This window comes from Dictyobacter kobayashii (assembly GCF_003967555.1).
Lineage (GTDB): Bacteria > Chloroflexota > Ktedonobacteria > Ktedonobacterales > Ktedonobacteraceae > Dictyobacter > Dictyobacter kobayashii.
Window position 1 is genome coordinate 2,491,532 of record NZ_BIFS01000002.1, and the last position, 24,629, is coordinate 2,516,160.

27 protein-coding genes and 1 pseudogene are annotated in these 24,629 nt (G+C 51.0%); 5 read left to right on the top strand and 23 right to left on the bottom strand.

Features of this window, described 5'->3' with window-relative positions; genetic code table 11:
- Nucleotides 1-141 precede the first annotated feature (141 nt).
- The 4 genes from EL645_RS37315 to EL645_RS46140 all read right to left on the bottom strand — a co-directional run bounded on the left by EL645_RS37315 (nucleotide 142) and on the right by EL645_RS46140 (nucleotide 2,744).
- Nucleotides 142-987 (bottom strand): phosphotransferase family protein, encoded by an 846-nt coding sequence (locus EL645_RS37315; RefSeq protein ID WP_126557442.1) that lies wholly within the window; start codon nucleotides 985-987, stop codon nucleotides 142-144.
- 454 nt (nucleotides 988-1,441) lie between these two features.
- A complete protein-coding gene (locus EL645_RS44955) occupies nucleotides 1,442-2,209 on the bottom strand; it encodes a J domain-containing protein (protein ID WP_126557443.1) in 768 nt (255 codons plus the stop codon).
- A 77-nt stretch (nucleotides 2,210-2,286) separates the two neighbouring features.
- A complete protein-coding gene (locus tag EL645_RS37325; protein WP_503827031.1) occupies nucleotides 2,287-2,487 on the bottom strand; it encodes a hypothetical protein in 201 nt (66 codons plus the stop codon).
- The gene (locus EL645_RS46140) at nucleotides 2,448-2,744 is read right to left on the bottom strand and encodes an ATP-binding protein (RefSeq protein ID WP_161978013.1); all 297 of its coding nucleotides are present in this window, start codon (nucleotides 2,742-2,744) and stop codon (nucleotides 2,448-2,450) included. Before EL645_RS46140 ends, EL645_RS37325 begins: the two co-directional genes overlap by 40 nt.
- Between EL645_RS46140 and EL645_RS39870 the strand changes: the two genes are divergently transcribed.
- Complete coding sequence (locus EL645_RS39870) at nucleotides 2,706-2,900, top strand: hypothetical protein (RefSeq protein ID WP_161978014.1); 195 nt, start codon at nucleotides 2,706-2,708, stop codon at nucleotides 2,898-2,900. The two genes, EL645_RS46140 and EL645_RS39870, sit on opposite strands and share 39 nt — an antisense overlap.
- A gap of 64 nt (nucleotides 2,901-2,964) precedes the next feature.
- On the opposite strand, the gene EL645_RS37335 is transcribed toward EL645_RS39870, so the two are convergent.
- From EL645_RS37335 to EL645_RS37395, 13 genes are all read right to left on the bottom strand, one after another.
- Nucleotides 2,965-3,267: a hypothetical protein gene (locus EL645_RS37335; RefSeq protein WP_126557445.1), complete on the bottom strand. Its 303-nt coding sequence runs from the start codon at nucleotides 3,265-3,267 to the stop codon at nucleotides 2,965-2,967.
- 30 nt (nucleotides 3,268-3,297) lie between these two features.
- The gene (locus EL645_RS37340) at nucleotides 3,298-3,735 is read right to left on the bottom strand and encodes a hypothetical protein (protein ID WP_126557446.1); all 438 of its coding nucleotides are present in this window, start codon (nucleotides 3,733-3,735) and stop codon (nucleotides 3,298-3,300) included.
- Entirely contained in the window at nucleotides 3,732-5,084 is a 1,353-nt protein-coding gene (locus EL645_RS37345; protein WP_126557447.1) for a hypothetical protein, read from the bottom strand. Before EL645_RS37345 ends, EL645_RS37340 begins: the two co-directional genes overlap by 4 nt.
- Before the next feature lie 697 nt (nucleotides 5,085-5,781).
- Nucleotides 5,782-6,300: a hypothetical protein gene (locus EL645_RS37350; protein WP_126557448.1), complete on the bottom strand. Its 519-nt coding sequence runs from the start codon at nucleotides 6,298-6,300 to the stop codon at nucleotides 5,782-5,784.
- Nucleotides 6,301-6,402: 102 nt separating this feature from the next.
- Nucleotides 6,403-8,541, bottom strand: coding sequence for a protein kinase domain-containing protein (locus tag EL645_RS37355; RefSeq protein WP_126557449.1), 2,139 nt, complete (start codon nucleotides 8,539-8,541; stop codon nucleotides 6,403-6,405).
- A 162-nt stretch (nucleotides 8,542-8,703) separates the two neighbouring features.
- The gene (locus tag EL645_RS37360; RefSeq protein ID WP_126557450.1) at nucleotides 8,704-9,429 is read right to left on the bottom strand and encodes a class I SAM-dependent methyltransferase; all 726 of its coding nucleotides are present in this window, start codon (nucleotides 9,427-9,429) and stop codon (nucleotides 8,704-8,706) included.
- Between the two features lie 128 nt (nucleotides 9,430-9,557).
- Nucleotides 9,558-10,181, bottom strand: coding sequence for a hypothetical protein (locus EL645_RS37365; protein WP_126557451.1), 624 nt, complete (start codon nucleotides 10,179-10,181; stop codon nucleotides 9,558-9,560).
- A gap of 305 nt (nucleotides 10,182-10,486) precedes the next feature.
- Nucleotides 10,487-10,858 carry a VOC family protein gene (locus EL645_RS37370; RefSeq protein WP_126557452.1) on the bottom strand — a complete coding sequence of 124 codons (372 nt, stop codon included), beginning with the start codon at nucleotides 10,856-10,858 and terminating at the stop codon, nucleotides 10,487-10,489.
- A 330-nt stretch (nucleotides 10,859-11,188) separates the two neighbouring features.
- Nucleotides 11,189-11,920: a hypothetical protein gene (locus EL645_RS37375; RefSeq protein WP_126557453.1), complete on the bottom strand. Its 732-nt coding sequence runs from the start codon at nucleotides 11,918-11,920 to the stop codon at nucleotides 11,189-11,191.
- A gap of 528 nt (nucleotides 11,921-12,448) precedes the next feature.
- Entirely contained in the window at nucleotides 12,449-13,114 is a 666-nt protein-coding gene (locus EL645_RS37380; protein ID WP_126557454.1) for a GNAT family N-acetyltransferase, read from the bottom strand.
- A gap of 207 nt (nucleotides 13,115-13,321) precedes the next feature.
- Nucleotides 13,322-13,738: an MGMT family protein gene (locus tag EL645_RS37385; protein ID WP_126557455.1), complete on the bottom strand. Its 417-nt coding sequence runs from the start codon at nucleotides 13,736-13,738 to the stop codon at nucleotides 13,322-13,324.
- 192 nt (nucleotides 13,739-13,930) lie between these two features.
- On the bottom strand, nucleotides 13,931-14,758 hold the full coding sequence (locus tag EL645_RS37390) for a class I SAM-dependent methyltransferase (RefSeq protein ID WP_126557456.1): 828 nt from the start codon (nucleotides 14,756-14,758) through the stop codon (nucleotides 13,931-13,933).
- Nucleotides 14,759-14,989: 231 nt separating this feature from the next.
- A complete protein-coding gene (locus EL645_RS37395; RefSeq protein ID WP_126557457.1) occupies nucleotides 14,990-15,925 on the bottom strand; it encodes a DMT family transporter in 936 nt (311 codons plus the stop codon).
- 542 nt (nucleotides 15,926-16,467) lie between these two features.
- Between EL645_RS37395 and EL645_RS37400 the strand changes: the two genes are divergently transcribed.
- The 3 genes from EL645_RS37400 (at nucleotide 16,468) to EL645_RS37410 (ending at nucleotide 19,789) form a co-directional block, all read left to right on the top strand.
- Entirely contained in the window at nucleotides 16,468-17,307 is an 840-nt protein-coding gene (locus EL645_RS37400; RefSeq protein WP_161978015.1) for a pentapeptide repeat-containing protein, read from the top strand.
- Between the two features lie 368 nt (nucleotides 17,308-17,675).
- Nucleotides 17,676-18,050: a hypothetical protein gene (locus EL645_RS37405; RefSeq protein WP_126557459.1), complete on the top strand. Its 375-nt coding sequence runs from the start codon at nucleotides 17,676-17,678 to the stop codon at nucleotides 18,048-18,050.
- 371 nt (nucleotides 18,051-18,421) lie between these two features.
- A complete protein-coding gene (locus tag EL645_RS37410; protein WP_126557460.1) occupies nucleotides 18,422-19,789 on the top strand; it encodes an MFS transporter in 1,368 nt (455 codons plus the stop codon).
- A 207-nt stretch (nucleotides 19,790-19,996) separates the two neighbouring features.
- Here the strand turns inward: EL645_RS37410 and EL645_RS37415 are convergent, their stop codons facing one another.
- The 4 genes from EL645_RS37415 to EL645_RS37430 all read right to left on the bottom strand — a co-directional run bounded on the left by EL645_RS37415 (nucleotide 19,997) and on the right by EL645_RS37430 (nucleotide 22,225).
- On the bottom strand, nucleotides 19,997-20,749 hold the full coding sequence (locus EL645_RS37415; protein WP_126557461.1) for an alcohol dehydrogenase catalytic domain-containing protein: 753 nt from the start codon (nucleotides 20,747-20,749) through the stop codon (nucleotides 19,997-19,999).
- Between the two features lie 204 nt (nucleotides 20,750-20,953).
- A complete protein-coding gene (locus EL645_RS37420; protein WP_126557462.1) occupies nucleotides 20,954-21,370 on the bottom strand; it encodes a hypothetical protein in 417 nt (138 codons plus the stop codon).
- 123 nt (nucleotides 21,371-21,493) lie between these two features.
- Nucleotides 21,494-21,802, bottom strand: a complete 309-nt coding sequence (locus EL645_RS37425) for a hypothetical protein (RefSeq protein ID WP_126557463.1) — start codon at nucleotides 21,800-21,802, stop codon at nucleotides 21,494-21,496.
- 60 nt (nucleotides 21,803-21,862) lie between these two features.
- A complete protein-coding gene (locus EL645_RS37430; RefSeq protein WP_126557464.1) occupies nucleotides 21,863-22,225 on the bottom strand; it encodes a hypothetical protein in 363 nt (120 codons plus the stop codon).
- A 190-nt stretch (nucleotides 22,226-22,415) separates the two neighbouring features.
- Between EL645_RS37430 and EL645_RS37435 the strand changes: the two genes are divergently transcribed.
- Entirely contained in the window at nucleotides 22,416-22,766 is a 351-nt protein-coding gene (locus EL645_RS37435; RefSeq protein ID WP_126557465.1) for an MmcQ/YjbR family DNA-binding protein, read from the top strand.
- A 212-nt stretch (nucleotides 22,767-22,978) separates the two neighbouring features.
- Here the strand turns inward: EL645_RS37435 and EL645_RS46145 are convergent.
- Nucleotides 22,979-24,006, bottom strand: a pseudogene (locus EL645_RS46145) (CPBP family intramembrane glutamic endopeptidase).
- A gap of 190 nt (nucleotides 24,007-24,196) precedes the next feature.
- Complete coding sequence (locus EL645_RS37445) at nucleotides 24,197-24,589, bottom strand: helix-turn-helix domain-containing protein (protein ID WP_161978018.1); 393 nt, start codon at nucleotides 24,587-24,589, stop codon at nucleotides 24,197-24,199.
- Nucleotides 24,590-24,629: the final 40 nt, after the last annotated feature.

Genomic DNA, 24,629 nt, shown 5'->3' on the forward strand with positions numbered 1-24,629 from the left:
TCCCTGCTGATTTTGGTTACCTGGTTATCGGACGCAATGCTTAGCCGCCGCCGGCCAGGCGTTTGGACTCGATGACCCGGCGCAACCACTGGTAGGCGGGCTCGTCAGCGCTAAAGGCATAGAAGCGTAGGGCACTGAGGGCTATGTAGCATTGGTAGCAAAGAAGCCGTTGTGCATACTCAGGTACAGCGATCTGCCGCTGCTGGTAGTGGGCCTGGAAACGCTCGGACACATACAGCTCGGACTCCAGAAGTCCAGGTAGGCGATATCATAGACAAAATCGCCGTACATCGCATCGACCCAGTCCAGGGCGGCCGTGATCTTACCATCCTGGGCCAGCAGGTTGCGTACCGAGAGACCACCATGCATCAGGTAGCGCTCCTCGGGACAGAAGATGAGCAACTGGCGCATGTGTTGATAAATCTCCTCGAACAGTGGCCGTTCCAGGAAGCTATCTTCGAACAGGTGATGCCATTTGCCGAAGAAGTCCTTATCATCTTCCTCTTTGTTCACACGTAAGAGCACGCCACGCCAGCTTTTGGCCGGGCTCTTGCCTTGATAGTTGAATACTCCATAGCCAGTTGTATCGCTGATATCTATCTGGTGGATGGCATCCATAATCTCAACCAGCTGCGGGAACAGCTGCTCAACATCCTTCAGCGGAAGCTGTGCCAGCATTTTGCCAGCCGCCTTGCGCGAGATCGCATAATAGAGCTCTCCCAGGCGCCCGGTGTAGAGAATCTCTGGTATCGGGACCCCTGTGGGCGCCAATTTCTGATAGAGATACTGTTCCTTAGGCAGGTTGGAGCTCAACATATTATCTTTGTTGAAGCGGATAATATACTCTTCTCCACCAGCCTGAAAGGACCATGTGCGCGATATTAATCCACCTTCGACGGGGGCGAGATCAATGATAGGTGTCGTGAAATGGCTGGCGAGCAGCTGCAAAATCTGTGGCATCTCAACCACGGCTTTTAGATCAGGCATGATAAACCTCCGTGTCTGCGCATAGCGTGAAGCTATACAATAATCCACTCCATGAAAAAGGGATCAGGTGGATACCAGGGAGGTAGAGGTGTGCTCTGACGACAATGGCGTGGCTTATAGTTGTGACGCGATGGTGATGCAACGCTCTTGCCTGGTATCCACGGGCCTGTGGCTTTAAGCGGGCAAGTACGCGCACACCAGGAATAGCTACTGTCCTTGTGGTGGGTGGTACCGGACAGGATGGTGGCCAGGGTGCGGCGAGATTCGGGAGCTTTGATCCTATACGATTATGGTGTGAATAGGATCGAGCCTCAATGAAGAGCTTAAGCCACTAGGGAAGATAGCGGCCAACTAATGTCCATGTCATTGGTGAATATATACCTTTCATTAAGCACTGGACGGGTTTCTCTTCAAGTATAAACGACCTGTCCAGTGTTTTCAAGCTTTTTCGCTGTTAATCGAGGCCGAAGCGATGGCGCCATTTCGAGATGCGCGCCGCGCGGTCGCGGACGTTCCAGAGGCGTGTTTCTTCAGCGGGACACCATTCGGCTTTGCCGCATTGTGGGCAGAGCGGGAAGAGCTCGTAGGGCGGACAGAGCGCGCCGTCGCCGTAGCGTATTGAGCCGACTTCGTAGCGAATCTGTTCGCTCTCAAAAACGGCCTGGCAGTGTTGGCAGCGCAGTAGCAGGTATTCGTTCCAGTCGCGGGCCTTGCAATTTGGACAGATCGTTGGGCGTGAACTGCTCTGCCAGCGCTGGTGGCAGCGATGACAATAGTAATTATCCCCCGTTGAAGGCAGCCTGGCACCGCGCAACATGCCCAGATCCTTGAGCTTGCGTACCTCGTGGGCCGATAGCAGGTACGTGATGTCTCCCAGATCGATCTGTGCCGGTGAGCGGTCATCCAGGGGCGGAAACGCGAAGGCTCGGCTGGGCTTGCGTGGCTCCGCCTCATACACCGCGCTGGCCGCACCGTTTGCTGAGGCCGAAGCGGCGCCTGGCACATGCCGGCGGCGACTCACATCAAAGCTGCGTCGCCGCTCGGGATCGCTCAAGGTCTGGTAGGCCAGCAAGATCTCGCGCGTCTTCTCCTCCGCGTCATCCCCTTTATAGACATCGGGATGATACTGCAAGGCCAGGTGCTTAAAGGCCTTTTTAATCACCTCGGCTGATGCATTGGCTTCAACCCCGAGTACAGCGTAATAATCAGTAAATTTTTCCATCGTTTTGTCTTGGTATCCCTTGCTGAATGATCTCTACTAATTAAACGGTTGAAGCTTCCACTGGTTGCACTTCGCCGTTAGCAGCCTGGATTTCCGTGCGCCCCGGCTCCCTTGTCGTCTGACTGCTGGCGATAATCGGGAACATTTTCCATCGCGACGATGCGAACCAGGCGTCGATCATTCATGCGGGAGCGGATGCGTGGCTCGATCCCTGCCAGTCCGATCAGGTTGGTGGTAATCACGGTGGGCAGGTGGGCATTGTAGCGATAGTTGAGCAACTGGAAGAGCTTTTCGTTGGCCCAGGGTGAATTTTGCTCGGTGCCCAGATCGTCCAGCACCAGCAGCCGGGTCTCGCGCATCTGCTGGAAGACCTTATCGTAACGCACCTGTGCGTTGGGGCGTAGGTTGCGCGCAGGTAGTCCAGTAGATCGGGCACGACCATGAAGAGGACGCTATCCCCGGCCTCCAGGCGGTAGCGCGCGATGGAGACGGCCAGGTGCGTCTTGCCACAACCGTTATGACCGATGAAGATCAACCAGCCATCGGGCTTGTTCGCGTAATCGGTGGCCTGCTGGAAAGCGATCCGCGAGCCCGGGATAAAGCCGTTGAAGGTGCGCAGGCTCTTGTCGCGGAACTCCTCCAGCGTATCCAGGTTGGAGAGCTGGCGGAGATATTGGCGCTGCAGCTCTAGCTGGCGCTCGTGCTGGCAGATGCACGCGACCGCCTTACCAAACAGGGGATCTCCAAAGGGGACATCATGGCGGAAATAGCGGCGCCCATGGCAATAGGGACACGTTTTTTTTTACTGGCTCGCCTGGCTGATCCACGCCCCGACCTTGAGGGGCCACCGAGGCCGGATGGAGGATACGCAGATGGGCCTGCAGGTGGTTTTCCAACTCCCGTGCCTGGGCGGCTGCTTGTTCATCATCTAGCTCCAACTCATCTTGCTCGCTGCTGGATGTCTCAAGCGGGGTTAGCATCTCGCTACGGCTCCATACGCTTGAGCGGATGCGGATCATACGCTTGCTATCGTTGAGCAGGTTGTTAATATTTTCCATCTGAAAAAATCCCTTTCTGTCTTTTGTGTGTTAACCGGGGATGCGCTGGCGCGCTTGCAGCATACTGTGGATCTCCACGAACTCGCTGCGCCAGTGCTCCACGCTATGGATGTTCAGGCTATGCTCTTCCCACGTGACGCGCACCAGCCAGACGGCCTGGTCTGGTCGCACCTCAGTGGCAAGGCGGTAGCCGTGGGCGGCCCCATCCTGGATAATCTGCCTGGCCAGTTGCCGGGCATCGGCCTCGTCGAGCCAGGCTTTGCCCTGGTCTACGGGAGAGGCAATCGCGGACTGCGCGGGGGAGATTGGTGCGCCGGGCGTGCTGCCCGTGGGCTGGTGTCGCTGGTAGGTCTCCTCGGCCAGGGCCTGCTCGATCTCTTGCCAGCTTTCCTGGGTGTAGAGCCAGCGCTCAATCGTGGGGGAGAAGAGCGCCTGGGGGGTGGCATAGCGGCTATAAGCCCCATTCACCCAGGCGCCTCGATTGCGCGGCTGGCCCGGTAATCGGGCTGGTATGTCTGGACCAGCAGATCGATAATCGCTGCCCGGGTGGCCAGTGGATTCTTTGACAGCTTGCTGATAAACGAAGCCAGGTTGCGAGGCGTATTCTCGACAAAGATGGCCAGGGCCAGCGCCTCTTTGCGAATCTGTTCCGCCTCTGGTTGCCGTCTGGCTGATGGACTGTTTTTGAGGAAGGTCTCCATCTCACTATCGATAACGGGATCGTTAGAGCAAGAAGAAGATAATAATTTATTATTATCATTACCGATATCGTTAATCGATACAGAGAGGACTTGAGTCTCCACTTTTTCAACAACAGTCTCTTTTTTGAGCTCAGGAGGCGCATAAAAGTCCTCTTTCGGGACATAAAAGTCACCTTTTTTGTGAATGGGTCGCCTTTTTGAGGTGTAAAAGTCTCCCTTTTTATGGACGGGTCTCCTTTTTGCCGCATAAAAGTCTCCCTTTTTGTGGCAGAGTCCCTCTTCTTCGGGAGCTGAAGTCGCCTGGCTGGCGGACGGGTCGCCTTTTTGAGATGACGGGTCTCCTTGTGGGGACCTGCCAGGAGCGTTTAAGTCCTCTATGGGTGCGCGTTCCTCGCTGTGCATGGCATAAAAGTCTCCTTTTTGCGTCTCCAGGTCTCCCGTCTGGTATGAGCACGTGTGCCAGGCCTTGCCCTTCGGGTCTCCTTTTAAGGCCGTCAGGTCTCCTCGCTGCGAGGGGTCCTGGAAGCAGGCCACCAGGCTAGCGACATGGGTATGCAGTAGCTGTATGCTCTCCTGGTTCAAAGGACCCTGCAGCAGTTGTTCACAGGTCGCCTTGAGCTGCTGGATAGTGGTGGTGGGATAAATATGGCGCTCGGGATCTCCATAGTGTTTGATATAGAGTCTCATGGCCTGATCGGCGAGCTGGCCTAATTTGTAGCGTCTGCTCAGGATCAAGTTGTTGAGGGCGGCAAAAGAGGTGAGCGGTCGATATGGACCCAGCGGCAGATACAGGTGGGTACCTTTCTTGCGACTGGTAAAGTGCTGCACCAGGCCCAGCGCCTTGAAGATCGAGATGTAGCGCAAGATGACATCATAGCTGCCGCGCAACCATTGGGCCAGCGCACGGATGGTCGGACAGACCAGTACCGCGACGGCCCCTTGCTCGGGGGAATACTCAATGGTCGCCAGGTTCAGCAGCTTTTTGTACAGCTCAACCGCCCTGGGCCTACACGTATTGAGCAGGACCCCTTGCCGGCTGGCATCGATCTGTTCCCACCTATCGATATCAGGAGTGGCGGGAAAAGTATAATCTGTGGTTGAGGGTATGGTAAACATAAAGTTCAATCCTTCGTTGTATGCTAGAAATGGAGGAATGTTGATATGAAGAAAGATGTAGCGGTCTCCTGGGGAGGGGCATGCGGAGCAACAGCGACCTGACAGTGTTTTTGGCAATGGTATCCTCGCTTCTATGCTAGCGGATAGAGATATATCAACACCTTCCACCCTATTCTGCACCTTATAAGTCCTGTAGTACATATTTCTTCCGCCAGTTGCCTATTTGCGTTGCTGCGAGACGATCATCTGCAGAAACCTGCATTAGCAAAGCTGGCCTTGTGGTAGCTATAAAAGTAATTTTTTGCGCTTACCAGTACTATTCCAATCTTTGATGTGATTTGCGGAAATATTTTTTCCAGAAGTAATAGATGGGGGAGTGTACCGGGAAATTGGTATCAATTCTACGACTTCTCTGCCCTTTCGGTGATAATAGTATTGTATAAGCAATAGCTGCTTATTGGTCACAGAGGTATTTTACACGAAATGCACCGAGAATACAATCGATATCTATCAATGTGATAAGGCCGTAGTAGAAAACAGCATCTATATTGACGATGTGTAGAAATGTGTCTGGCTATCCGATTGCTTGTAGAGGGTGGTAGCATGCTGCTTGCTCTTTATCGATATCCCAGCACAATCTTCCCTTTATAATTTCCTTTTGGGTATGCTTCTGGTTGCAGCGAAACTCCCAGTTCGTTCAGTTCGGCCACTGTGAGTGTATCTCCATCAAGATCTTCCTGGCAATAGTAGTAGCGCGTATCAGGTTCCACCATGCTGCGATGATACGCGTTTCCCTGCCTGTTGCCGATAGTTGTTCTAAAGGGTCAACCTCGAAAAAGTATCTGGCCCAATAGAGCATGCAAGGCCACTCGCTTTCGTCATGACCTCGCCATTGCCACCATGTTCCTCTCAATGCGAATAACCCCTCCTCGCGTGTTACTTTGATGGTGCTTTGTTCCAGGATGCGGATCTGCTCGTTGTTTTTGTAGGGGTGTAATTCCACTAGATCATAAAATCTCACATGGATAGAGTTCTGGTCTATGGGATGTATAGAAAACTTTCCTTTGACGATTGAGAGGACTGAATGTCCGGCACCATCAGCCATTTCTACAGAACCTGATAATGAGAAACTTAAGTGATGAAAATAATCAGATAGATGTGGATTGGCTACCAGTTTTTCACACAATGTGAATGCTGCTTTGCTCTCTTCCTGCATGCGATTTTCCTCAATAAATGCTAAATTGTGCTAGCGCAGTTAGCAGTTATCCAGCGGCGTTTTCAATTATCATTTAATGGAAAAGCCATCTCGATAACCTCGCTACAGTACATTCTGCTTGAGAATAACGTTACTGCCGGGTTCAATCGAGAATGCTCCTTTGGCGTTAGCGGCCAGCGTGCAGCGCTCGATGGTACCATGTCCACCCTCGAAGACGGCGATGCCATAATCCAGACCTTTATGTATTGTGCTGCGCTGGAACTGTGGGTTGCCTCCGCTGGTGATGGCGACGTTGGCTTGCTGGCTGGTAGAGATGTCGCAGTATTCCAGGATGCCGAGCCCATTGTCACTGACCTTAACGCCATGTTGTTGCGCATCATGAATGCGGCAGAGGTAGTAATAAGGCGTGCTGCCAGTGCTAATCGACACATTATCGATGCCGCTGCCCGCGATCTCGCAGTCCTGGTAGGAGCCCTGTCCCTCCTGGAGCACCTCGATACCATACTTCTGGTTATCGTGGAGCTGGCAACGCAGCAGCAGCGGATTGCTCTGCGTGCTGATCGTAGCGGCCGCATATCCATGATGATGAATGTCACAATCCTCAAAGGTGCCGCGCCCCTGTTCGTTGATAAGCAGGCCGTAGCGCTCACTGTTATAGATATTGCAGTGGCGCAGCACGGGATCGGCTCCGCTCGTGATATGTATCCCGGCCCGGGGATGATGGAAGATGTCGCAGTATTCGATGGTGGCGCGGGCATTTTGCGCGATGGTGATGCCATGGTTTGCGCTGTCGTGGATGGTGCAGTAGCGGATGGTCGGATTGGTATTGGCGTTGCGGATCGCGATGCAGGAAGATGAAGCCGAGCTGATATCACAATTTTCGATGAAGAGCTCGCCCTCCGTGATATTTATCGCGTAGGATGTCTTGCCGGTTGGTCCAGCCGGACAGTGGATGGTCAGGCCGCGCAGCGTAGCCGTGGTCGTCTGCATGACCACACAGTGGGTATCGTCGCTTTCCAGGATAATGCGGTCGCGTGGCCCATTCGCGATGATCTCTACCGGCTTATCCAGGATGATACTTTCTTTATACAGTCCTTCGCGTAAAAAGATAAAGCTGCCCGCTTCCGCTTGCTGTATTGCTTCACTGAGCGAGCTATAGTTGCCGCCGCCATGCTGATCCACAATAATGCTCGGTCGTGGTGCCAGCGTCGTCAATAGCATAGTGGCCTGGCTGGTTGTTGTCACCGGGCTCGACTGAACGGCTGCCTGCATTGGCTGGACGATACGCTTGATGCTGGCACTCTGCAGCATCTGCTGGACACTTTGCAGCTCCTGCTTAACTATCATCGCATCCTGGGGACGTTGCTGCTCTTTCAGTTCCAGCATCTGCATCACCAGCTTTTCCAGGGCCACATTGGCTGGCTGAGAGGCATCCAGTTCGAGTGGCTGTTGCAGAAATGGTGTCAGGCCTGGATGAATGCCGGAGATCATTTGATAGAGCGTGGCGCCCAGGCTATAGATATCTGATCGAATCGTGGTCTGCATGCGCCCATACTGCTCGGGTGCGGCATAGCCTGGCGTACCCAGGCTCATCGTATCCTTCGTCTGTCCCGGCTTGAAGAAGCGCGCAATGCCAAAATCGATCAAATAGACCTGGCCATCAGGTGTCAGCATCACATTATCCGGCTTAAGATCCCGAAAGATAATTGGAGGCTGGTGGCTATGCAGGTAGCCCAGCACCGTACACAACTGGATGCCCAGCTCCACCACCTCTTTGAGCGGTAAATAGCCACCGGGAGCCATCTCCAGCCGCTTCTCCAGCGTCTCACCCTCAATATAATCCATCACCAGGTACCAGCGGCCACGCTCCTCAAAATGATCATAGATGCGCGGCAGATTGGGATGCGAGAGGTTTGCCAGCAACGTCGCCTCATTGCGAAAAGCCACAATCGCCTCTTTCGTCTCCTGCTCATCCAGCCCGCGCATCCCCATCTCCTTCACCGCCCGTGGCGTATCATTGAAGAGGAGATCCGCCGCCTTATAGATCGCGCCAAAGCCACCCTGTCCCAGTTTTTGTAGAATATGATAGCGCTGTTTTAACTCATAAGCAGAAGTCAGCAGGCCCGTCACTGTATTTGTAGTCGCATAAGAGATTTGTGGTTGCCCACAGGCATAGCAGAATTTCGCATCGGGCCGATTCGTAGCTCCGCAATTATCGCAAAACCGTACAGATGAATTCATATATCGATTCGTTTCATTTAAAGAAGTAAATGAGTTTGATAACCTCTTAACGATAGCACGCCACAAAAATAGTTGTCAATCTTTTTTAACCCCATAAATATGCTAAATATAAACCCCCATATATGTATGTGGCGCGAGGGAACTCCCTCTCTTCAGGGCATTTTATTTTTGCCGGGGGGCGTCGCTGGGTTTTTGCCAGACAATCGAATAGCGCCAGTAGAGGTGTCGGGTTACGCGGGCGCCTGGCAATATTTTGTGGCAGATGTGCCGGATTTGTGCGAGTGGCATCATCCATAGGTGGCTATCGTGGGCGTAATGGGCGGCCATCGCCTCTCGGGCGGCCTGCGACCCGGGCGGGCGGTGACCATTTTTGATGCGCTCCATAACCAGGTTGATCGGGATGGCTGCCAGATCGATGAAGAGATCGGAGGGACGGTGGGCGTAGAGGTCCAGCACGGCCAGCGTTCCTCCCGGGGCCAGGGCTTCTTTCATGCGGATAAGAATCTCTTCCAGCGGGATGTGATGCAGGGTGGCAATTGATGAAACATAATCAAATTGCCCTGGCTGAAAATCCCATAAGAGTGCATCCGCCGCCACAAACTCGATGTTAGGAGATGCGCTGGATTGCATCCGTGCGCGCTGAATCATTTGTGGAGATAGATCCATGGCCAATACATGTTTAGACCGCGCGGCTAGCAGACGCGCAAAATCGCCGGTTCCACAACCAAGATCCAATGCATGGTCACACTGTGCAGGCAGCTGGGCCAGCAAAAATGGGTGATAATGATTATTATGATTCCAGCGCCCATGTTCACTCTCGGGAGCCAATAGCGCGATACGATCAAAATCAGCCCGGACAGTTTCAGTATCAATATGCGGTTTACTCATACTTTTAGTATAAAGAATTCATACCTTTCAAGCAATAGCTATCGTATGTTTTGTGTTTTTTATAGCCTTGTAGGTAAAGCGCTAATGATTGATCTGGCATAATGCAGAGCAGCCTTAACTGCTCTGCATCACGAAGGTGCCCTTTTCGTTGTGGAAGAGGATATGCGTGCCGTGGAATGAGATGTCCATATCCAGTAGTTTGCTATTCGGTGTTGATGGTACAAAATCAATGTTAATCGGGACCAGGTCGGCATTGTCTCCCAGATTTGTGGACCCATGAAGATGCGTGAGTGCGCGGGATCGCCGCCAGGGAATTCAATGATCTCGACGCGCCCATGGTCGTTGAGCGCGATAAAGTGGCTGGGCGTTTTGCCGCTTTCATGTCCTACAAAGGCATCTGCCTGCACGGTTCGCGGGCGTCCATAGCGCAGATCATCATACGCTGTGGTGCCCCACATGACCGCCTGTTGTCCTAGCCAGAGCACGACCAGCATTCCGATCATTGCCAGGCCGACCGGTAGCGACCAGTGCATGTTGCTGGTGTAGCGCTGCTGTGACTGTTGCTGTTGTTGAACGGGCTTCGCTAATTTGTTCACCGAAGCAGGGCCGCCGGTTGTATGTGGCTCCTGCTTGGTCCGTGTCAGTGACGCTCGTGGCTGCACAAAGCGCACTTCCTCCGTCTGCGGTGAGATCCGCCGATGGCGCAATGCGCTTTGTGGTGTAATCTCCGACGCCTTCACTGGTGCTTGCATAATGTTTCCCCTCCTGATGCACAAAAACATACAAAGACTCGTCGAAATAGAGCGTCGCATAGTGGAAAATCGGAGATACCTGCGTAAGCATTTCTCTACGGGAAGTATAGCGGATCAGCCTGCACGGTCGCTAGAGGCTTATCCACAACTTTTATAGCAATTATGTGGAAGCATTGTGTATAAATGCCAGTGTGATGTGCATAAGCACTATACCGCTGTGGATAACCTCTATTTTGAAGGGAGAAGGGAGCTCAGTACAAACTAACCTTCATGCTAGAAGGTTGGTTTGTACTGAGCGAGGGATGCTACCAGGCGGGTCCCCAGATACCGAATTCGTTGCCATCGAGGTCGGCGAGCTGGGCCCATTTGCCCCAGGGTTGCGTGGAAAGCTCCTGGGTAATCGTGACCCCACGAGCCTTGAGGGTGGCGCAGGTTTCTTCTATGTTATCGGTGTGCAGGACGAAGCCGGTCATGCCTGTTGTGTCGTTTGCGCTCTGGCCGCGCAGGCCGAGCATGATATGGGTCTGGGTGCCAGGAAGCGCAATTTCAAGCCAGCGCTCAGTCTCGCTCATGGGCTGGTCATCAACCTTTTCAAAGCCGAGCTTATTAACATAAAAATCGAGGGCCTTGTCCTGATTGCTGACTCCTATGGTGATAGTACCGATTTTCGTGAACATGTTTTCCTCTATCCTTTCTGTTGATCGTCTGTGACCGTTTAGTTGTCGATTGTCAATGGCCGTTTATAAGTATATCCTTTTAAGCTCAAGAAAACTTCTCGAATCTTGCGCCATTGAAGGCATCGGAGCAGTGAATCAAGGAATAGAGAAGACGCGTCATACTATTGAAAAGCAAGCGTAAACGCCGCTTGGACGCGGCTAGCTCCGCTGCCACTGACTCAGCCATTCGAATTGAGCAGTTATAAGCAAACAGGTTCGCCTGTCAGGCAGCTGCGCTCATACGATTGAAATGCTATTATTATGGACAACGATATTGTTTCTAACTGCTCGTTACGTCGTGGGGGATAGGTTGGGCGCCCCAACTTTGTCTTTTTCCTTCAGGATCGCTAATGCGGCAGGAATGCCACCGACGAAGAGGAGGCCAAAACCAATTATTACAATGATAGAGAGCACATGATAAGGCACAACAGCATAGAGGAGGATGGCTGGTAGGCGACTGAGCCCAAATATAGCGGCTGCCCATCTGGGGATGACACGCGCGCGCCAGAGGGCCAGGCCAAGGAATACCGGACCAAGTACTGTACTTAACGCAAACATCGTGTTGTAGAAGGTCATGACCCAATCGCCATTGAAGCGCTGTGCCATCTCGATAATCTGAGGACTACTGCCCATGCGGGCGATATCGTAGTAGAGTGAATCTTCGCCAGTGAAGACAGCTATGGGGAGCGTACCAAGCAGCGAGATAACCGCTGCGATGCTCGCCAACCAGGGAGCACGGCGCATGGCCAGCCATGCTATCGCCAGGAACGCTAGAGGAAGCGTGTAGGCACCAATAACTTCAGCTATGATATGTGTCTGATCCATCAGATCACTATCGGCTGCGTTAGACGTGATGGCCGCCACCACTCCACCCTGCGCACTGAAGTATGGCGGATTACTGACGGCCGCAATGAGTGGTGTGAACAGCCCCAGGATGATGCAAGCCGCGATAAATAACCGTTGCAGGCGATGGATGAGCAAGGGTGGTTCCTTCGCTCCTGACAGAGGCTCCAATGAGCTCATACTGCTTCCCTCCCTTAAAGAACAACATAACTTCTCGTAGCTCCTCCCTTCCACTGCCTTCGAGACGTAAGAAATTCCATGAAAAGCATACAATGCTTTCAACAGAAATACAATATTCAATCTATCTATTCATGCTTTTTGTTAAAAAACAGTTAAATTTTATCCCAAAAATAGTCAGCGCAAATATCATTGTTTTGAGAAACGTATTTTGCGCTGACGATAACTTTTTGACTAAAGATGCACCCTCGCGATCTGTGGCCAGTTGTTTAATTGGAGGTCGCTTCGAGGCCCAATTTGTGCAATGCCTGTTCCGCTTTAAGGCGTACCTGTCATCTAGTGATACAACGTAAAATGAAGCATTCGCTGTATAATGCTATAAATTTAAGGCAAAGGTGTCCAACAATAGTATCTGTGGGTTCTCCGTCCTTCAGGGGGAACCGATGAGTTTGATAGAGCCAATGCCCACCTTTGGAATAACATGTGAATGGATATACTGCTTGTACTGCGTGCTTGTTATCCAAACGCACATTATTCTTCAAAGTCGCGTGCCAATAGATCCATGTAAATCACATCTATATACTTTCCGTCTTTGAATACCCACTCGCGCCGTCGTCCTGTTTCCCGTAAACCCGCCTTTTTGAAAGAAGCGATGCCCGCATCATTGTCAGCATGGACGGAAAGCATGATGTTGTGAAGATTCATTGTGTTGAATCCATAGCCAAGTAGTAACCGAATGGCTTCAGTACCATAACCTTTGCCTTGCTCCTCCTCGCCTATAAAAATGCCAATGAAAGCATTACGGTTGAGGTGGTTGATGTTCTGTAGGCTGATGCTACCAATCAAGACATCACCGTCAAGGAGCACTATAGCATAACGATGTACCCCATCTGCAGGCTCAAAAAGCCATTTCAAATCATTTTTCGATGCTACTACCGATGAATACTGAGCGTATGTTTTGGCTACTGCCTTCTCGTTCAGCCATTTTATGTACTTCTCTGCATCATCGGTATTTATAGGTGAGAGATATAAACGATTACCAGTAATTTTTTTATAATATTTCATGTGCTCAACCTCCTCTAAAAATACATGTTCTACGCTCACCTTGTCGCCCAAAGGCGAACAAATTATAATTTTGCTCTTCATTTCGATATATATATTGAAGAACCAACCTAAAGAATCCAAAAAGACCATCATGGATACGAGGCAGCTCCCGACACACGGAAAAGCCACCACCAATGCGCCATACTTCCCTCAACACGAACCGGAACCCATCATTACGGAGGCCTTGCCGTAAATGATGGGTTCTGGTTCGTGTTGAAACGGCTTTGCCGTAATCAAGAGCAAGATCTAAAAGGTAATTACCGTTGTAAAGATGCATCGAAATCCATCAAAGTCTAAGCATTAGCCGAAGCGCACCAGACTATCTCTAAACTTTTCCACCTTTGGTTTATTGCCGCCTGCATCAATGGTAAAGCCCTCATCCTTGAGATGTGCGGCCTGTCCCTCTACCCCGCCAGGGAAGCGGGCCATCAGCTCGCCGTTCTTTTTTATCACGCGCCAGTATGCGACATTTTTGTTTGGATTATTGGCAATCGTCTCTAGTGCTTTTCTTGTAACCACAGGACAGGCGACCTCAACGTTGAATTGAGCCGCCAGCCTCTTTTGGAGGAGCTCTGTCGTTATCAGCTTACTCTCGGGTATGTTCTGTAGCTGGGCCTCTACCGTGGCGGCACAGGGTAGCAACATCTTGCCTGAACAGCCAAAATATTTTTCCCGATTTTTAGCGATATCCACGATCACATCTTCTTGTGCTTCCATGTCGTTTCCTTTCCTCGACTGGACCCATCGACCATAGTACTCAACTTTTTTGTTGCTGTTTAGCGTAAGACAATCTATAGGCTATATTCTATCTATAACGAGTAAAGTCGGCAATTAGTAGTAATATATCAGATAGATTGTCACCATCAATTGGGCAATCGTATACTAAAATCCACTACCGGATTGCACTTGCTATGGAACACGCAGCCGGACAGCCAGGACCGGTGGAATCTCTGAGTAGTTGGCCCAGCCAAAGGAACGTGGGCGGTGTGAGCCATCGTAGGGATGATTAAAGGCTGGTTCCTCTATGCCGTCCATTACTAATCCAGCCTTGAAGCAGGCGCCGAAGAGGACGTGCAGTGGACGATCGAAATAGTATTGCGGCACAGGTTGTCCGATGATCCCGATCCCTTTTTGTGGCTGGTTGTGCAGGTACGACGTAATCTTGATCCCATAGGTTGTGACCAGCTTGCCATCCACATTCGTTTCTTCCCCATACAGGGTCATGCCGCTCTGGTTGAAGCAGGGATGCATAATGCAGAAGACAAAGCGTCCGCCGGGCTTCACGACCTGGCGCATAGCGCGCATCAGCGGATCAACCTCACTCATGTCCATGATTGCCATATTGCAGACAGCTGCATCAAAGCGTTGCCGGCCCAGGGACACGATCTGCTCCTCATTGGTGGCGTCTACCAGTTGATACTGAATGCGCTCGGCATGCTCAGAATGGCGCGCCTGAGCGTGTTCCAGCAAGCCAGCGCTAAAGTCGGTGGCCACAACCTGCGCACCGAGCTGGGCCAGGCGCCGGCTAAAGACACCATTGCCGCAGGCCAGCTCCAGCACACTTTCCTCGGGTTGGATATTCAACAGACGCTCACTGGCCGGTCCAACCAGGATACGCTGAAAATCGTTGCCCTCTCCCATCTTCTCATCCCAGAATGAAGCATTCTGATCCCAGATCCGGCGAGTCTCTTCATGTAAGTTCGTCTTTGCTGCTGCATCAAGATTATCGGCTGACATCTACCTTCATTTCCTTCCTTGTCGTCATTGTCCTACACTATCAGTTCATACGTTCAGTGAAAAGTATAGGGCCAACCCACCAAAAAAACACCGGCCAGAAGAACGATGTGCAGCTATTGACGAATCTGCTACAATTAAAATGAGAAAAGTCTTTCTCTGCTAAGGAGTAAGTAGCAGGAATTGCACTATTTGTAAAATGGCTATGCTTCTGGATAACGAAGATCAGTTTTTTTAACTCATTGTATTAATCCTACCTGCAGGAGTTTCATGCGTTTTTTCTACCGGATCAGGTGGTGTTGCACGGCGCGCGAACTTAATCCCGGTCACGAAGCCAGTTCCGAGCAGGATAATGCCGAAGCCAACGAAGGTGCTCAGGGTCAGTGGTTCATGTAGTAGTAGCACACCCCACAGGATACTGAAGAACGGCGTCAAGAAAGTAACGGTCATGGCATTGGTCGGCCCGACATTTTCAATCAAGCGGAAATAGAGTAAGTAGGCGATTGCTGTGCATATCAGGGCCAACGCCGCTACAGACACTATCACTGGTGGTGTTGGGACGCTCCTGATGGGCACCACAAAAGTCAATGGCAACAAAAAGAGCGCCGCCCCCAGCTGGCTACTGGTCGCCATCGCCAGTGAACTGGCCCCTTTTAGATAGACTTTCGTATAGACACCAGCGATCCCATAAAATGTGGACGCCCCCAGCATGGCCAGGATCGACAGCGCCAGTGTCAGTGAGAACGGAAATGGGCTCCAGCCCACCAGAATCGCCACTCCGATCAGCCCCAGAAGGAGCCCCACTATCTTCTTTGGCGTCAGGGGATCTTTCAGCCACAGCGCGGCTACCAGTGCTCCGAACAGGGGCGTGGTCGCGTTGAGGATTGCCGCCAGCCCGGCTGTTAGATTCAATTCTGCCGTTGCAATCAGCGTAAATGGAATTGCTGAATTTATCACGCCCACTACCAGGTAGTGAAACCAGCGCTCCCGTAGCTCCAATGTCTTTCCTATAGCTTTAACGTAGATCAACAGTGCCACGCCAGCGATCAGGACTCGCAGCTCTATTAAAACCACCGGACCCAGTACGGGAGACGCAATGCGCATAAACAAAAAGGAGCCACCCCACATAATCGCGAGCAATAGTAGCATCACCACATCTTTAGTCTTCATAATCATCCCATCCTCATTATTCATTACTTGAGGTTATCCATTCTAGCAACTGAGCTTGCCAGTAACCAGTATAGACAGGCAGATTTATGAATGCTATCCGCTTCTTGCACTAGAATTTATTGCGTAGTCGCCCGGATAAAGCGGTCTATGCAACATGACCCCATCCCATCCCATAAACAACCGTTCCCGAAACACGCAACGATCCCCTTGTAGGCGGCATTAGGATTACGGCCTTCTCGTAACGCAACGCGACAAACCCAGCAGTAATCCGGCCTCGTGCATGCCGCTCACTTCACGCACGAAACCTCCCTAAGAATCGTATAGAAGGTCCCATTGACGATATGAAAACCAACATGTCATACGCCGCCTGATATGGTAGCCAGCGTCTCGTACTTAAGGCGAAGACGCGAGGAGGAAGCCCAAAGAAACACGATCTGTGTGTGCAGGAACGGCTGAAGCGGGGAAAAGCCCAGTGTCAGGGAAATAGATGTGGTATGATGGGGCTGATCTACTTACTTGAACATAAACGGAGTATATGCAGCATGGCCGATCCACAGCATCTGAAACTTCTAATGCAAAATGTTGCAGACTGGAATGCCTGGCGGGAAAAATACCCTGAGATTACGCCCGACCTGAGCGAAACCGGATTGTATGGTGCTTATCATGGTGGGCTGGATCTGAGCAACATTAATCTCAGCGGTGCAGATTTGCACCAGTCAGACGTTTGCGGTGATATTAACCTTGAGGGGGCCACTTTCCAGTTTGCTAATCTTCAAGGAACCCACTTTTTCGATGTTAACCTCCATCATGTCGATTTTCAAGGGGTCCATCTCAGCCAGGCCTCATTTTCTTATACAACTATGACCGAGGCTAATTTGGATGGAACTGACCTGCGTGGAGTTCTCTTTGAAGATGGCACAGTTCTGAGCCGAGCTCATTTGAGCAGGGCAGACTTACGCGAATTAGACCTCAGTGGATCCATTCTTAATGGAGCTAACATGAGTGAGGCCTTGTTGGAAAGAACAATCCTGAATAGGTGCGAAATGGTCCAGGTTATATTGACGCGTGCTAGCCTGCCGAACGCGAAAATGACCCGGACCGATCTCTGTGTGGCTGACCTGAGTGATGCTTTGCTCTGCAATATCGACCCGAGCTATACCAATTTGAGTGAAGCCAATCTTAGCGGAGCCGATTTGCGCGGAGCTAATCTCAGCCATACTAACCTGAGTGATGCATTTCTGATTGAGGCTGACCTGCGTAACACTGACCTGAGCCATGCCGACCTCTCTGGCGTCTGTCTCGTTGGAGCTAATTTAAGTGGAGCTAATTTGTATGGAGCCCTCCTCGGTAGTGCGGATTTGCAAGCTGCTGTTCTGTCCTGAGCCTTTTTGGTCCTTTTCTGTAAGATAACAATAGATAGCTTGATTCGCGCTATTCATTGTTAAAGTCGTTCAGCTTGTTATGAACGCAAAGGAGCTAACAACAGCTCTTGAAAAACGCTGAAAAAGTGGTAAAATGTATCTCAGATTACGTAAAAAAAATGAAGCGGTTGAAAGAACCATTCATGCCTGGAAACAGGTGTAATCTATAAAAATGAGATACGATTCACGGTCTCTTGCCCGGCTGGGCCACACACTCTCACGAGTGCGGTGTGCTACCTGCTCAATCTCGGTCGTAAGGCTATTGAAGCCTATCGAGAAGAAGGAGGTAGAAATCAATACGTTTTACCACGTTTTGAAAGGCAGAGGTTATGGATACTAAAGAGGTATTGACTGATCGACGTAGTTTTATCAAGACTGCGGGTTCCGCCGGTATCGCAACGATATTGGTTGCCGATGGCAGCTCGAATTACGCTCAGGCCAGCGAGAACCATAAGCCAAAGGATGACAACACCTATAGCTATGCTACCCAGACTTCCTGGGGAAACATAACCGAGTGGCATGATGCTCCTGATATCGGTTTCAGTTTTGATCTTGGCACAAACTCTATTCCTGCTAACTTAGCCGGGCGTGATCAGCAAGGCAATTCCTTTGCCGTTGGTTTCTCATCCGATATGAACACTTTTTTTGGTTACTTTCAGCGCTACAATGAAGGCCCTATCGCCTATAGAGGCACACGCAAATAATAGTCGACACCATACCGATTACTTTGCACAAACAATTATCGGTATGGTGTCTTCTTGCCTGTTATAAAGTTTAGGAACTGTGCCAGACCTATAATAAACTATATTAATATTTTCTAGCGCGATATTGACTAATATACTAGAGTTTATTATAATTTAGTGGAGCTTTATTCATATTTTTCTACCTGCAGCCCAATTTGTTCATTATTTATGGGTAAAAGCTACTCCATTGTTACAGGAATCTTTGAGTTGCTATGTACTATCATCTTTATTTTCTACCTTAAATTCTATTTTTGTAGCAGGATAAGCGAATAAGATGATAGTAACGTGCTTCTCACAGCAATGCTATTTATGGATGCAAGGATGGAAGCAGCATGGATGCTAAAACATCGACGCGGCGCTCGTTGAGCACACTACTCATTAATCGCAACTATGCCTTTTTATGGTCTGGCCAGGCGATCTCCTCGCTGGGAGACTCGATCTATGATCTAACGCTGATCGTATGGATTGCGGCGGCGATTGCGCGCCAGGCGAATGGACAGCCTGCGGCGTGGGCTCCTACCGCTGTAAGCGGCGTGTTGATCGCGGTCGCGCTCCCCTCATTGTTCTTTGGACCGCTGGCGGGCGTCTTTGTCGATCGCTGGAATAAGCGACAGACTATGCTCTGGATGGACCTCCTGCGCATGCTGCTGATTGTGGTCTTGATCCTGGTCTCTGGTACGTCGTGGCTGCCCTGGCGGCCGCCGATGGCTGTGCAGCTTGGCGCGATCTACGTCACCGTCTTTCTCTCCAGCATCTGTTCACAGTTCTTCACACCCGCGCGGGCAGCTTTGATCGGTGATATCGTCGAGAAGCAGCAGTTGGGGCGCGCCTCCGGGCTGGCCCAGGTCTCTCAGAGTATCGCGATGATCATGGGACCACCATTGGCGGCCCCGGTATTGTTTGGCTTTGGGGTACAGTGGGCCCTGCTCTTTAATGCTTTAACCTTCCTGCTCTCGTTCCTGTGCGTGTTGAGGGTGCAGGCCCCACCAGCCGCCAGCAGCTCCGGTAGCGGCAAAGCACCCAACTTTCGCCGTGAGTTTATCGAAGGCATCAGCTATGCCTTCGGCAACCGTGTCCTACAGGTACTTTTCGTAACAATTATTGTTGCCTCTCTGGGAACCGGCGCCGTCAATGCCTTAATGGTCTTCTTTGTGGCGCAAAACCTGCATATCAGCCTCCCCTACGTGGGCCTGCTGGATGGTTTCTTCGGGGGCGGCGTCATCTTTGGAGCCCTGCTGATCTCGTTTCTCTCCAGCAAGTTTAAGATCACGCGCATCTTCACCAGCGCCATCCTGGGCTTTGGCGTGCTCTTCTTCTTGCTGGCCCGCACCACAAATCTCTGGATCGCCCTGGTCATTATGCTCTGTCTGGGCGTTGCCCAGGCCGCCGTCAACGTCACGTTTGTTCCCCTTGCGCTTGGAGCCGTGCCACGTGAGCTAGTCGGGCGCGTCCTCGGTACGCTCAATCCCGTGGGAACGCTTGCTAGCCTGGTCTCCGTCTCGCTCTCCGGCTATCTGGCCAGCAATCTCTTCAAGGGTATCCATGGCACCTTCCTGGGATTTATTATTGGGCCCATCGACACCATCTTTACGCTGGCCGCGCTGCTCATCTTCGTCAGTGGTTGTTATGCCCTGTTCCGCCTGAGCCCATCCGATGTCGCACCGACCGCCAGCGCGGAACCAGCGCCTACGGTGTCGTAAAGTCATATGCTATTTTTTGATGACTGGTGTATCAAGGAGAGTTGAGTATCTGTGTCAACCTCTAGACGCTACATTGCCGGGAGATCACGAGCAAGCGATCAGATGGACATTCTTTCAGGTGTGGAGAGTGTGGTGGGTGGTCGCGGCCACCCACCACACTCTCCACACTCTTCACCGGCGCCCAAGAGGAACATGAAAAAGCCCTGGCTACATTGTTGCTACCGCCTGGATTGGAGCCGGAGCAGCAGTTAAGCGCTTAATCGCTTTTATTGGATCTTCGCGATTGCAATTGATGATTTCTGCCCCTAGTTCTTTGGCCTTCTGCAGGCGTTCGGGGCTTGTATCAATGGCAAAAATGCGTTCGGTATGTAGTAGCCTGGCTCTGGCAATGGCCAGCAGCCCTACAGGCCCGCAGCCAAACACGGCGACTGTATGGCCTGCTTTAGTAGTAGCCTTATCATCTCCGCTATACCTGGTCGGTAACGTGTCTGCATTGTCCATTGCCTGGTTGTCCGTTGTCGGATCTGGAAGTTTCAGCAGGTTGATATTGGCAAGTGGGACGCGCACTTTCTCGGCCCACGGACCATGCTCTTTTTGCCTGTTAAAAAAACTTGCGTCAGTTACCCTCTCATTTGGATTGGTTTGATCACAGTGGGCATAGTCGTCGGCACGACAATGGGAACAGCTACCGCAGGCCATGATAGATGGAACGATTACCCGATCACCAATATTTAAATTGTTAACACCCGCTCCAAGCTGCTCTACTATACCAACACCTTCATGTTCTAAGAAGTTTTCAGGAATCATAGCAGAATATTTTTCATTCAGAATATTTAAATCTTTATCACAAATTGAACTGGCCGTTAGTCTCACGATAGCGTCATGTGATTGTTCTATTTCAGGATCTGGCACCTCTTCTAGTCGTATATCGCCACCATCGTGAATGATAATAGCTTTCATATATTGTTCATCTCCTGGGGCTACTATTCGCTATAGAGACACTGTATATATGTTACGAGCCAAAGTAAAAAAGCGAGACAAATAATCACTACCATGACTTATCTATCTGGGTTACATGCAGTTCCTGGGAGATGTGGTGTTGACGATTGCTTTTAGAGTTAGCAGGCCAGAAAAGAAAATGGCCTGCATGATATTGTCTAGCGTCTATTTGTTTATCTGCTGCAAGAATTTCTTACGCCCCATTCCCAGGTGGCCATTGATCGCTTCGGGTTGCGCGGTTCCCAGGAATGAGATGGCCTTACCTTCGTCGTCAAGCACGTAGTAGCCCCGGCTGTTCTGCATCCCACCTCGTTTTACCATGCTTCGCGTTGTTATGAGGGAAGGGATCAGGATAATGAGTGCCAGCATGATGATGCGCACGGGCGGCGAGAACCTGGTGCGTAGGCGCGGTTCGACCAGGAAGAAGAACAGGCTCTGCAGTGGCCTGAAGCCGGCACGATAAAATATATAATTGCGACTCACCCCAAACCCGATATTCTCTCCATCAGTTTGTTGGCGTGGCCAGTAATTGGTAATCAATAATGCCCCAGGCACTACTGATGCTGGTAGTGGTTGCATCATAGCATCCTCTCTATTTAGCTTAAAGTTTTTCTATTCATAGTTAAGCCAGATCGCCTATTTGAGCCAAAAACTTCTTGCGCCCCACACCTATCTGTCCCCTGGTATATGCTGGCGTCCACCTTTTTAGAAAGCTAACCGGTCGGCCTGGTCATCGAGTATATAGAAGCCAGTTTTTCGACTTGCCGGGATGAAGAAAGGGAATATAAGCATTGGCAGTGTAGTGATAAGGGCCCGTTTCCCTACCGACAACAGCGGGTTGATCCTTGGGGCGATGAACCAACTGATAGCAAGTGAGATCGGGGTTGCCAGCAAGTGGTAGAGCAGATATTTGCGCGCCATGCCATAGCCAATATTCTCTTCTCCTGCCCGGGTCCGAGGCCAGTGACCGATAATAATTAATTCTTCTGGGACTACTTTTTTTTGCGTAGCCATACGTATGTCCTCTCTATTTAAACATTTCTAAATGGTTATCTATCTACTTTTACTCAGTTGTTAGTAAGCTGTCACAAAGATCATGTATAGCAGAATACCTCCTATAAGTGCTATTCCCACTAGTAGCAAAAAGATGGTGAGCCGCGTACGCCTGGCGATCTGTTCCTGAAATTGCGTGGGCACCTTCGCCAGATATTGGATCGTCTTCTGCATGGTAGTTGGACGGGTAGGAATGGCCGTACCCATATCGCTGCGGCGTACGCCTGGTTTGAAGATAAGTGGTGGCTGTATAATGCCTTTCCTGCGCCAGCGCTGTTTGGTCTCGCGATCCTTGCGCCGCAGCGATTCCTTATGTTTTGCCCGACTTTTAGCGTTAGCGAGTCGCCGCTTCTCTTCCAGGCGCTGCTGCTTCGTACGAACCATTGTCTCGCCTGCTCCAGACCATTAAATCGTTTTTTGTCCCTTAATAAGCAAGACGTTTGTTCGCTGTGGAATTCCAATGAAAATCATGCGCAATCCCCCAATCGTCGTAATATTTGCATTTTATTCCTGTTTATGGCACAATGAGTCAAGAACATTATTTCTAATATCGATAGATTGAGAGGCCTGTTGCATGCATGAAGAATTGATTGATCGTTTGCGTACAATCTGCCTGGCTTTGCCACAAGCAACCGAGGGCGCAGGGGTCGGGAACCCCACCTTTCGGGTGCGCGATAAGATTTTTGCCATGCAGCATCCGGTAGACGGCCGCATAACCGTCTGGTGCAAGGCCCCTGCTGGAGCCCAGCAGGCGCTGGTTGGCTCTGATCCCGAACACTTCTTTGTGCCACCCTATGTCGGCCATCACGGCTGGATTGGGCTCTGGTTCGATGTCGATCTCGATTGGGAACTGATCGCCGGACTGGTCACCGACAGCTATCTGCTGACCGCCCCCAAACGTCTGGCAGCCCAACTCAAACGCTAGATCAAAGTTCTTATCCCTTTGATCTAGCTCTGACCGCCCTCCTGCGCAATATTTATCTTGTATCCTGAAAAAGCACCAATAACAACGATTTGTACGTGCGGGGCTTGCCCCTGCTTTTAAAGCTTATGTTCGAAAAATCAATGATAACAGCGATTTGCAGATGATATATTAGATGCATATCATTATTATTGTTTATTTTACGATCGAAAAGATTAAAAGCGGGGGCAAGCCCCGCACGTACAAATCGTTATTGGTGCTTTCATTTTTGTCAAGGCAACATAAGTTGGAATTGTGCGGTCCTTCCTAATATTTCGGCTGCTGGCTGGCTGGAGGCGATGGGTGTAGATCAGCCAGCCTGCAAAGATGAACCAGGGGAGCAGTCCGATGATCCCCAGTGGCGCTCCCAGGTAGGGATTGCCCTCACTGAGCATGTAGCCGATGACTCCTCCGGCTACTGCATTGATGCTGGCATGGGCCAGCACGGTTGGCCAGATACTGCCTGTGCGTATGCGTAACCAGCTCAATACGATACTGTAGGGGATCGTTGATAGCAGGAAGAAGAAGACTCCCAGGGTTGGATAGAGTCCGCCGAACTCATAGCCGTCCCAGATGATCAAGGGGGCGTGCCATAGGCCCAGATGACTCCGATGAGCAGGGCCGCTTTGACGTTCCCCAGCGGCATCAGCCTGGGGAGCAGGTAGCCGCGCCAGCCAAACTCTTCTCCAAAGGTGGCGAGCATAGTGATGGGCAGGTCCACCGTACAGGCCGAGAGCACGATGATCAGGGCCGTAGTATTGGCCGGCGGGAGCGCTCTTGTGGTTTTCGGCAAGGATTTCAGCAACAGCCCTATCTTTTCATCCACGGCCCACGATTGCATATGCAGTGCGATTACAATCCCAAAGCCAATCGTCAGTAAAATGATAGGTATCAGGTAGGCCGCGACATATAGCCGCCAGATGTGCCGGTCGCCTTTCCATTCCTTACCACGCAATCGCAGGCCCACATCCGCAAAGCCTTCATGGCGTAACCAGCGCACCAGCAGGGCCGCCACTGTCGGACCATACATGCCCAGCGCCGCTCGAATGATAAAGGGCACCCCTACCAATTTCAGCAGGAGAAACATACTCCACGAAATGCCAAAAGCCAGTACCAGGTACCAACCGATCCCTTTCCAATTGATCAGTGTTGATGTTTTCGGGGTGGTTGTATACAATGCATCGATATTGCTACTTGTTTCCATCCTCTTACCTCATGGCCTTTCTTGTCAGTTTTTACAATCTCTTAGTTCTGATTATTTTCATCTGTTGGGTGCATGGTCATAAGAATCATATTGAAAAGGCGCTGTTGCCGCTCGGGACCTGGCTGCAACTCCAACCAGGGACGCATGAACGCCCTGAACTCCTGGATAAATCTCTGGAACTCCTCATCGCTCATGTGAAGCGGCAATTGGCGCAGCCCCATATCGCTATAGTCCGTATCTTCCTTCTGCTGCAGATACTGGGCAAAATCCCTATCAAACCTCCCACAAACACCTGGAAAAAACGCATCAAATCCTCATGTGTAGCCTCTGCCAGTTCATCCTTACTCAGAACCGCATTGCCCTGCACCAGTGCGTACGTCTTCTCATATGTGCCCCGCTTCTGCTCCGTCTTGACCACCTCCAGAATGCCTGCTTTAACCAGCAAGTTCAAATGATGATAGAGCGTAGGAGAGGCAACCTCAGGCAAATCCTTTGACAGTTGCTGGACCGTCTGCGGTCTACGGCTAATCAGGTTCACTATGCGCATCCTCACCGGATGCATCAACACATCTGCTCTATCCATCGTTCTCGCCTTCATTGTTATAAGTAATTAGAATAATCTA

Bases quoted from the DNA above. Each gene is read 5' to 3' on its own strand.
- EL645_RS37315 (WP_126557442.1), bottom strand. From the start codon at position 987: ATGCCTGATCTAAAAGCCGTGGTTGAGATGCCACAGATTTTGCAGCTG.
- EL645_RS44955 (WP_126557443.1), bottom strand. From the start codon at position 2,209: ATGGAAAAATTTACTGATTATTACGCTGTACTCGGGGTTGAAGCCAAT.
- EL645_RS37335 (WP_126557445.1), bottom strand. From the start codon at position 3,267: ATGGAAAATATTAACAACCTGCTCAACGATAGCAAGCGTATGATCCGC.
- EL645_RS37345 (WP_126557447.1), bottom strand. From the start codon at position 5,084: ATGTTTACCATACCCTCAACCACAGATTATACTTTTCCCGCCACTCCT.
- EL645_RS37350 (WP_126557448.1), bottom strand. From the start codon at position 6,300: ATGCAGGAAGAGAGCAAAGCAGCATTCACATTGTGTGAAAAACTGGTA.
- EL645_RS37355 (WP_126557449.1), bottom strand. From the start codon at position 8,541: ATGAATTCATCTGTACGGTTTTGCGATAATTGCGGAGCTACGAATCGG.
- EL645_RS37360 (WP_126557450.1), bottom strand. From the start codon at position 9,429: ATGAGTAAACCGCATATTGATACTGAAACTGTCCGGGCTGATTTTGAT.
- EL645_RS37365 (WP_126557451.1), bottom strand. From the start codon at position 10,181: ATGCAAGCACCAGTGAAGGCGTCGGAGATTACACCACAAAGCGCATTG.
- EL645_RS37370 (WP_126557452.1), bottom strand. From the start codon at position 10,858: ATGTTCACGAAAATCGGTACTATCACCATAGGAGTCAGCAATCAGGAC.
- EL645_RS37375 (WP_126557453.1), bottom strand. From the start codon at position 11,920: ATGAGCTCATTGGAGCCTCTGTCAGGAGCGAAGGAACCACCCTTGCTC.
- EL645_RS37380 (WP_126557454.1), bottom strand. From the start codon at position 13,114: ATGATGGTCTTTTTGGATTCTTTAGGTTGGTTCTTCAATATATATATC.
- EL645_RS37385 (WP_126557455.1), bottom strand. From the start codon at position 13,738: ATGGAAGCACAAGAAGATGTGATCGTGGATATCGCTAAAAATCGGGAA.
- EL645_RS37390 (WP_126557456.1), bottom strand. From the start codon at position 14,758: ATGTCAGCCGATAATCTTGATGCAGCAGCAAAGACGAACTTACATGAA.
- EL645_RS37395 (WP_126557457.1), bottom strand. From the start codon at position 15,925: ATGAAGACTAAAGATGTGGTGATGCTACTATTGCTCGCGATTATGTGG.
- EL645_RS37400 (WP_161978015.1), top strand. From the start codon at position 16,468: ATGGCCGATCCACAGCATCTGAAACTTCTAATGCAAAATGTTGCAGAC.
- EL645_RS37405 (WP_126557459.1), top strand. From the start codon at position 17,676: ATGGATACTAAAGAGGTATTGACTGATCGACGTAGTTTTATCAAGACT.
- EL645_RS37410 (WP_126557460.1), top strand. From the start codon at position 18,422: ATGGATGCTAAAACATCGACGCGGCGCTCGTTGAGCACACTACTCATT.
- EL645_RS37415 (WP_126557461.1), bottom strand. From the start codon at position 20,749: ATGAAAGCTATTATCATTCACGATGGTGGCGATATACGACTAGAAGAG.
- EL645_RS37420 (WP_126557462.1), bottom strand. From the start codon at position 21,370: ATGATGCAACCACTACCAGCATCAGTAGTGCCTGGGGCATTATTGATT.
- EL645_RS37425 (WP_126557463.1), bottom strand. From the start codon at position 21,802: ATGGCTACGCAAAAAAAAGTAGTCCCAGAAGAATTAATTATTATCGGT.
- EL645_RS37430 (WP_126557464.1), bottom strand. From the start codon at position 22,225: ATGGTTCGTACGAAGCAGCAGCGCCTGGAAGAGAAGCGGCGACTCGCT.
- EL645_RS37435 (WP_126557465.1), top strand. From the start codon at position 22,416: ATGCATGAAGAATTGATTGATCGTTTGCGTACAATCTGCCTGGCTTTG.
- EL645_RS37445 (WP_161978018.1), bottom strand. From the start codon at position 24,589: ATGGATAGAGCAGATGTGTTGATGCATCCGGTGAGGATGCGCATAGTG.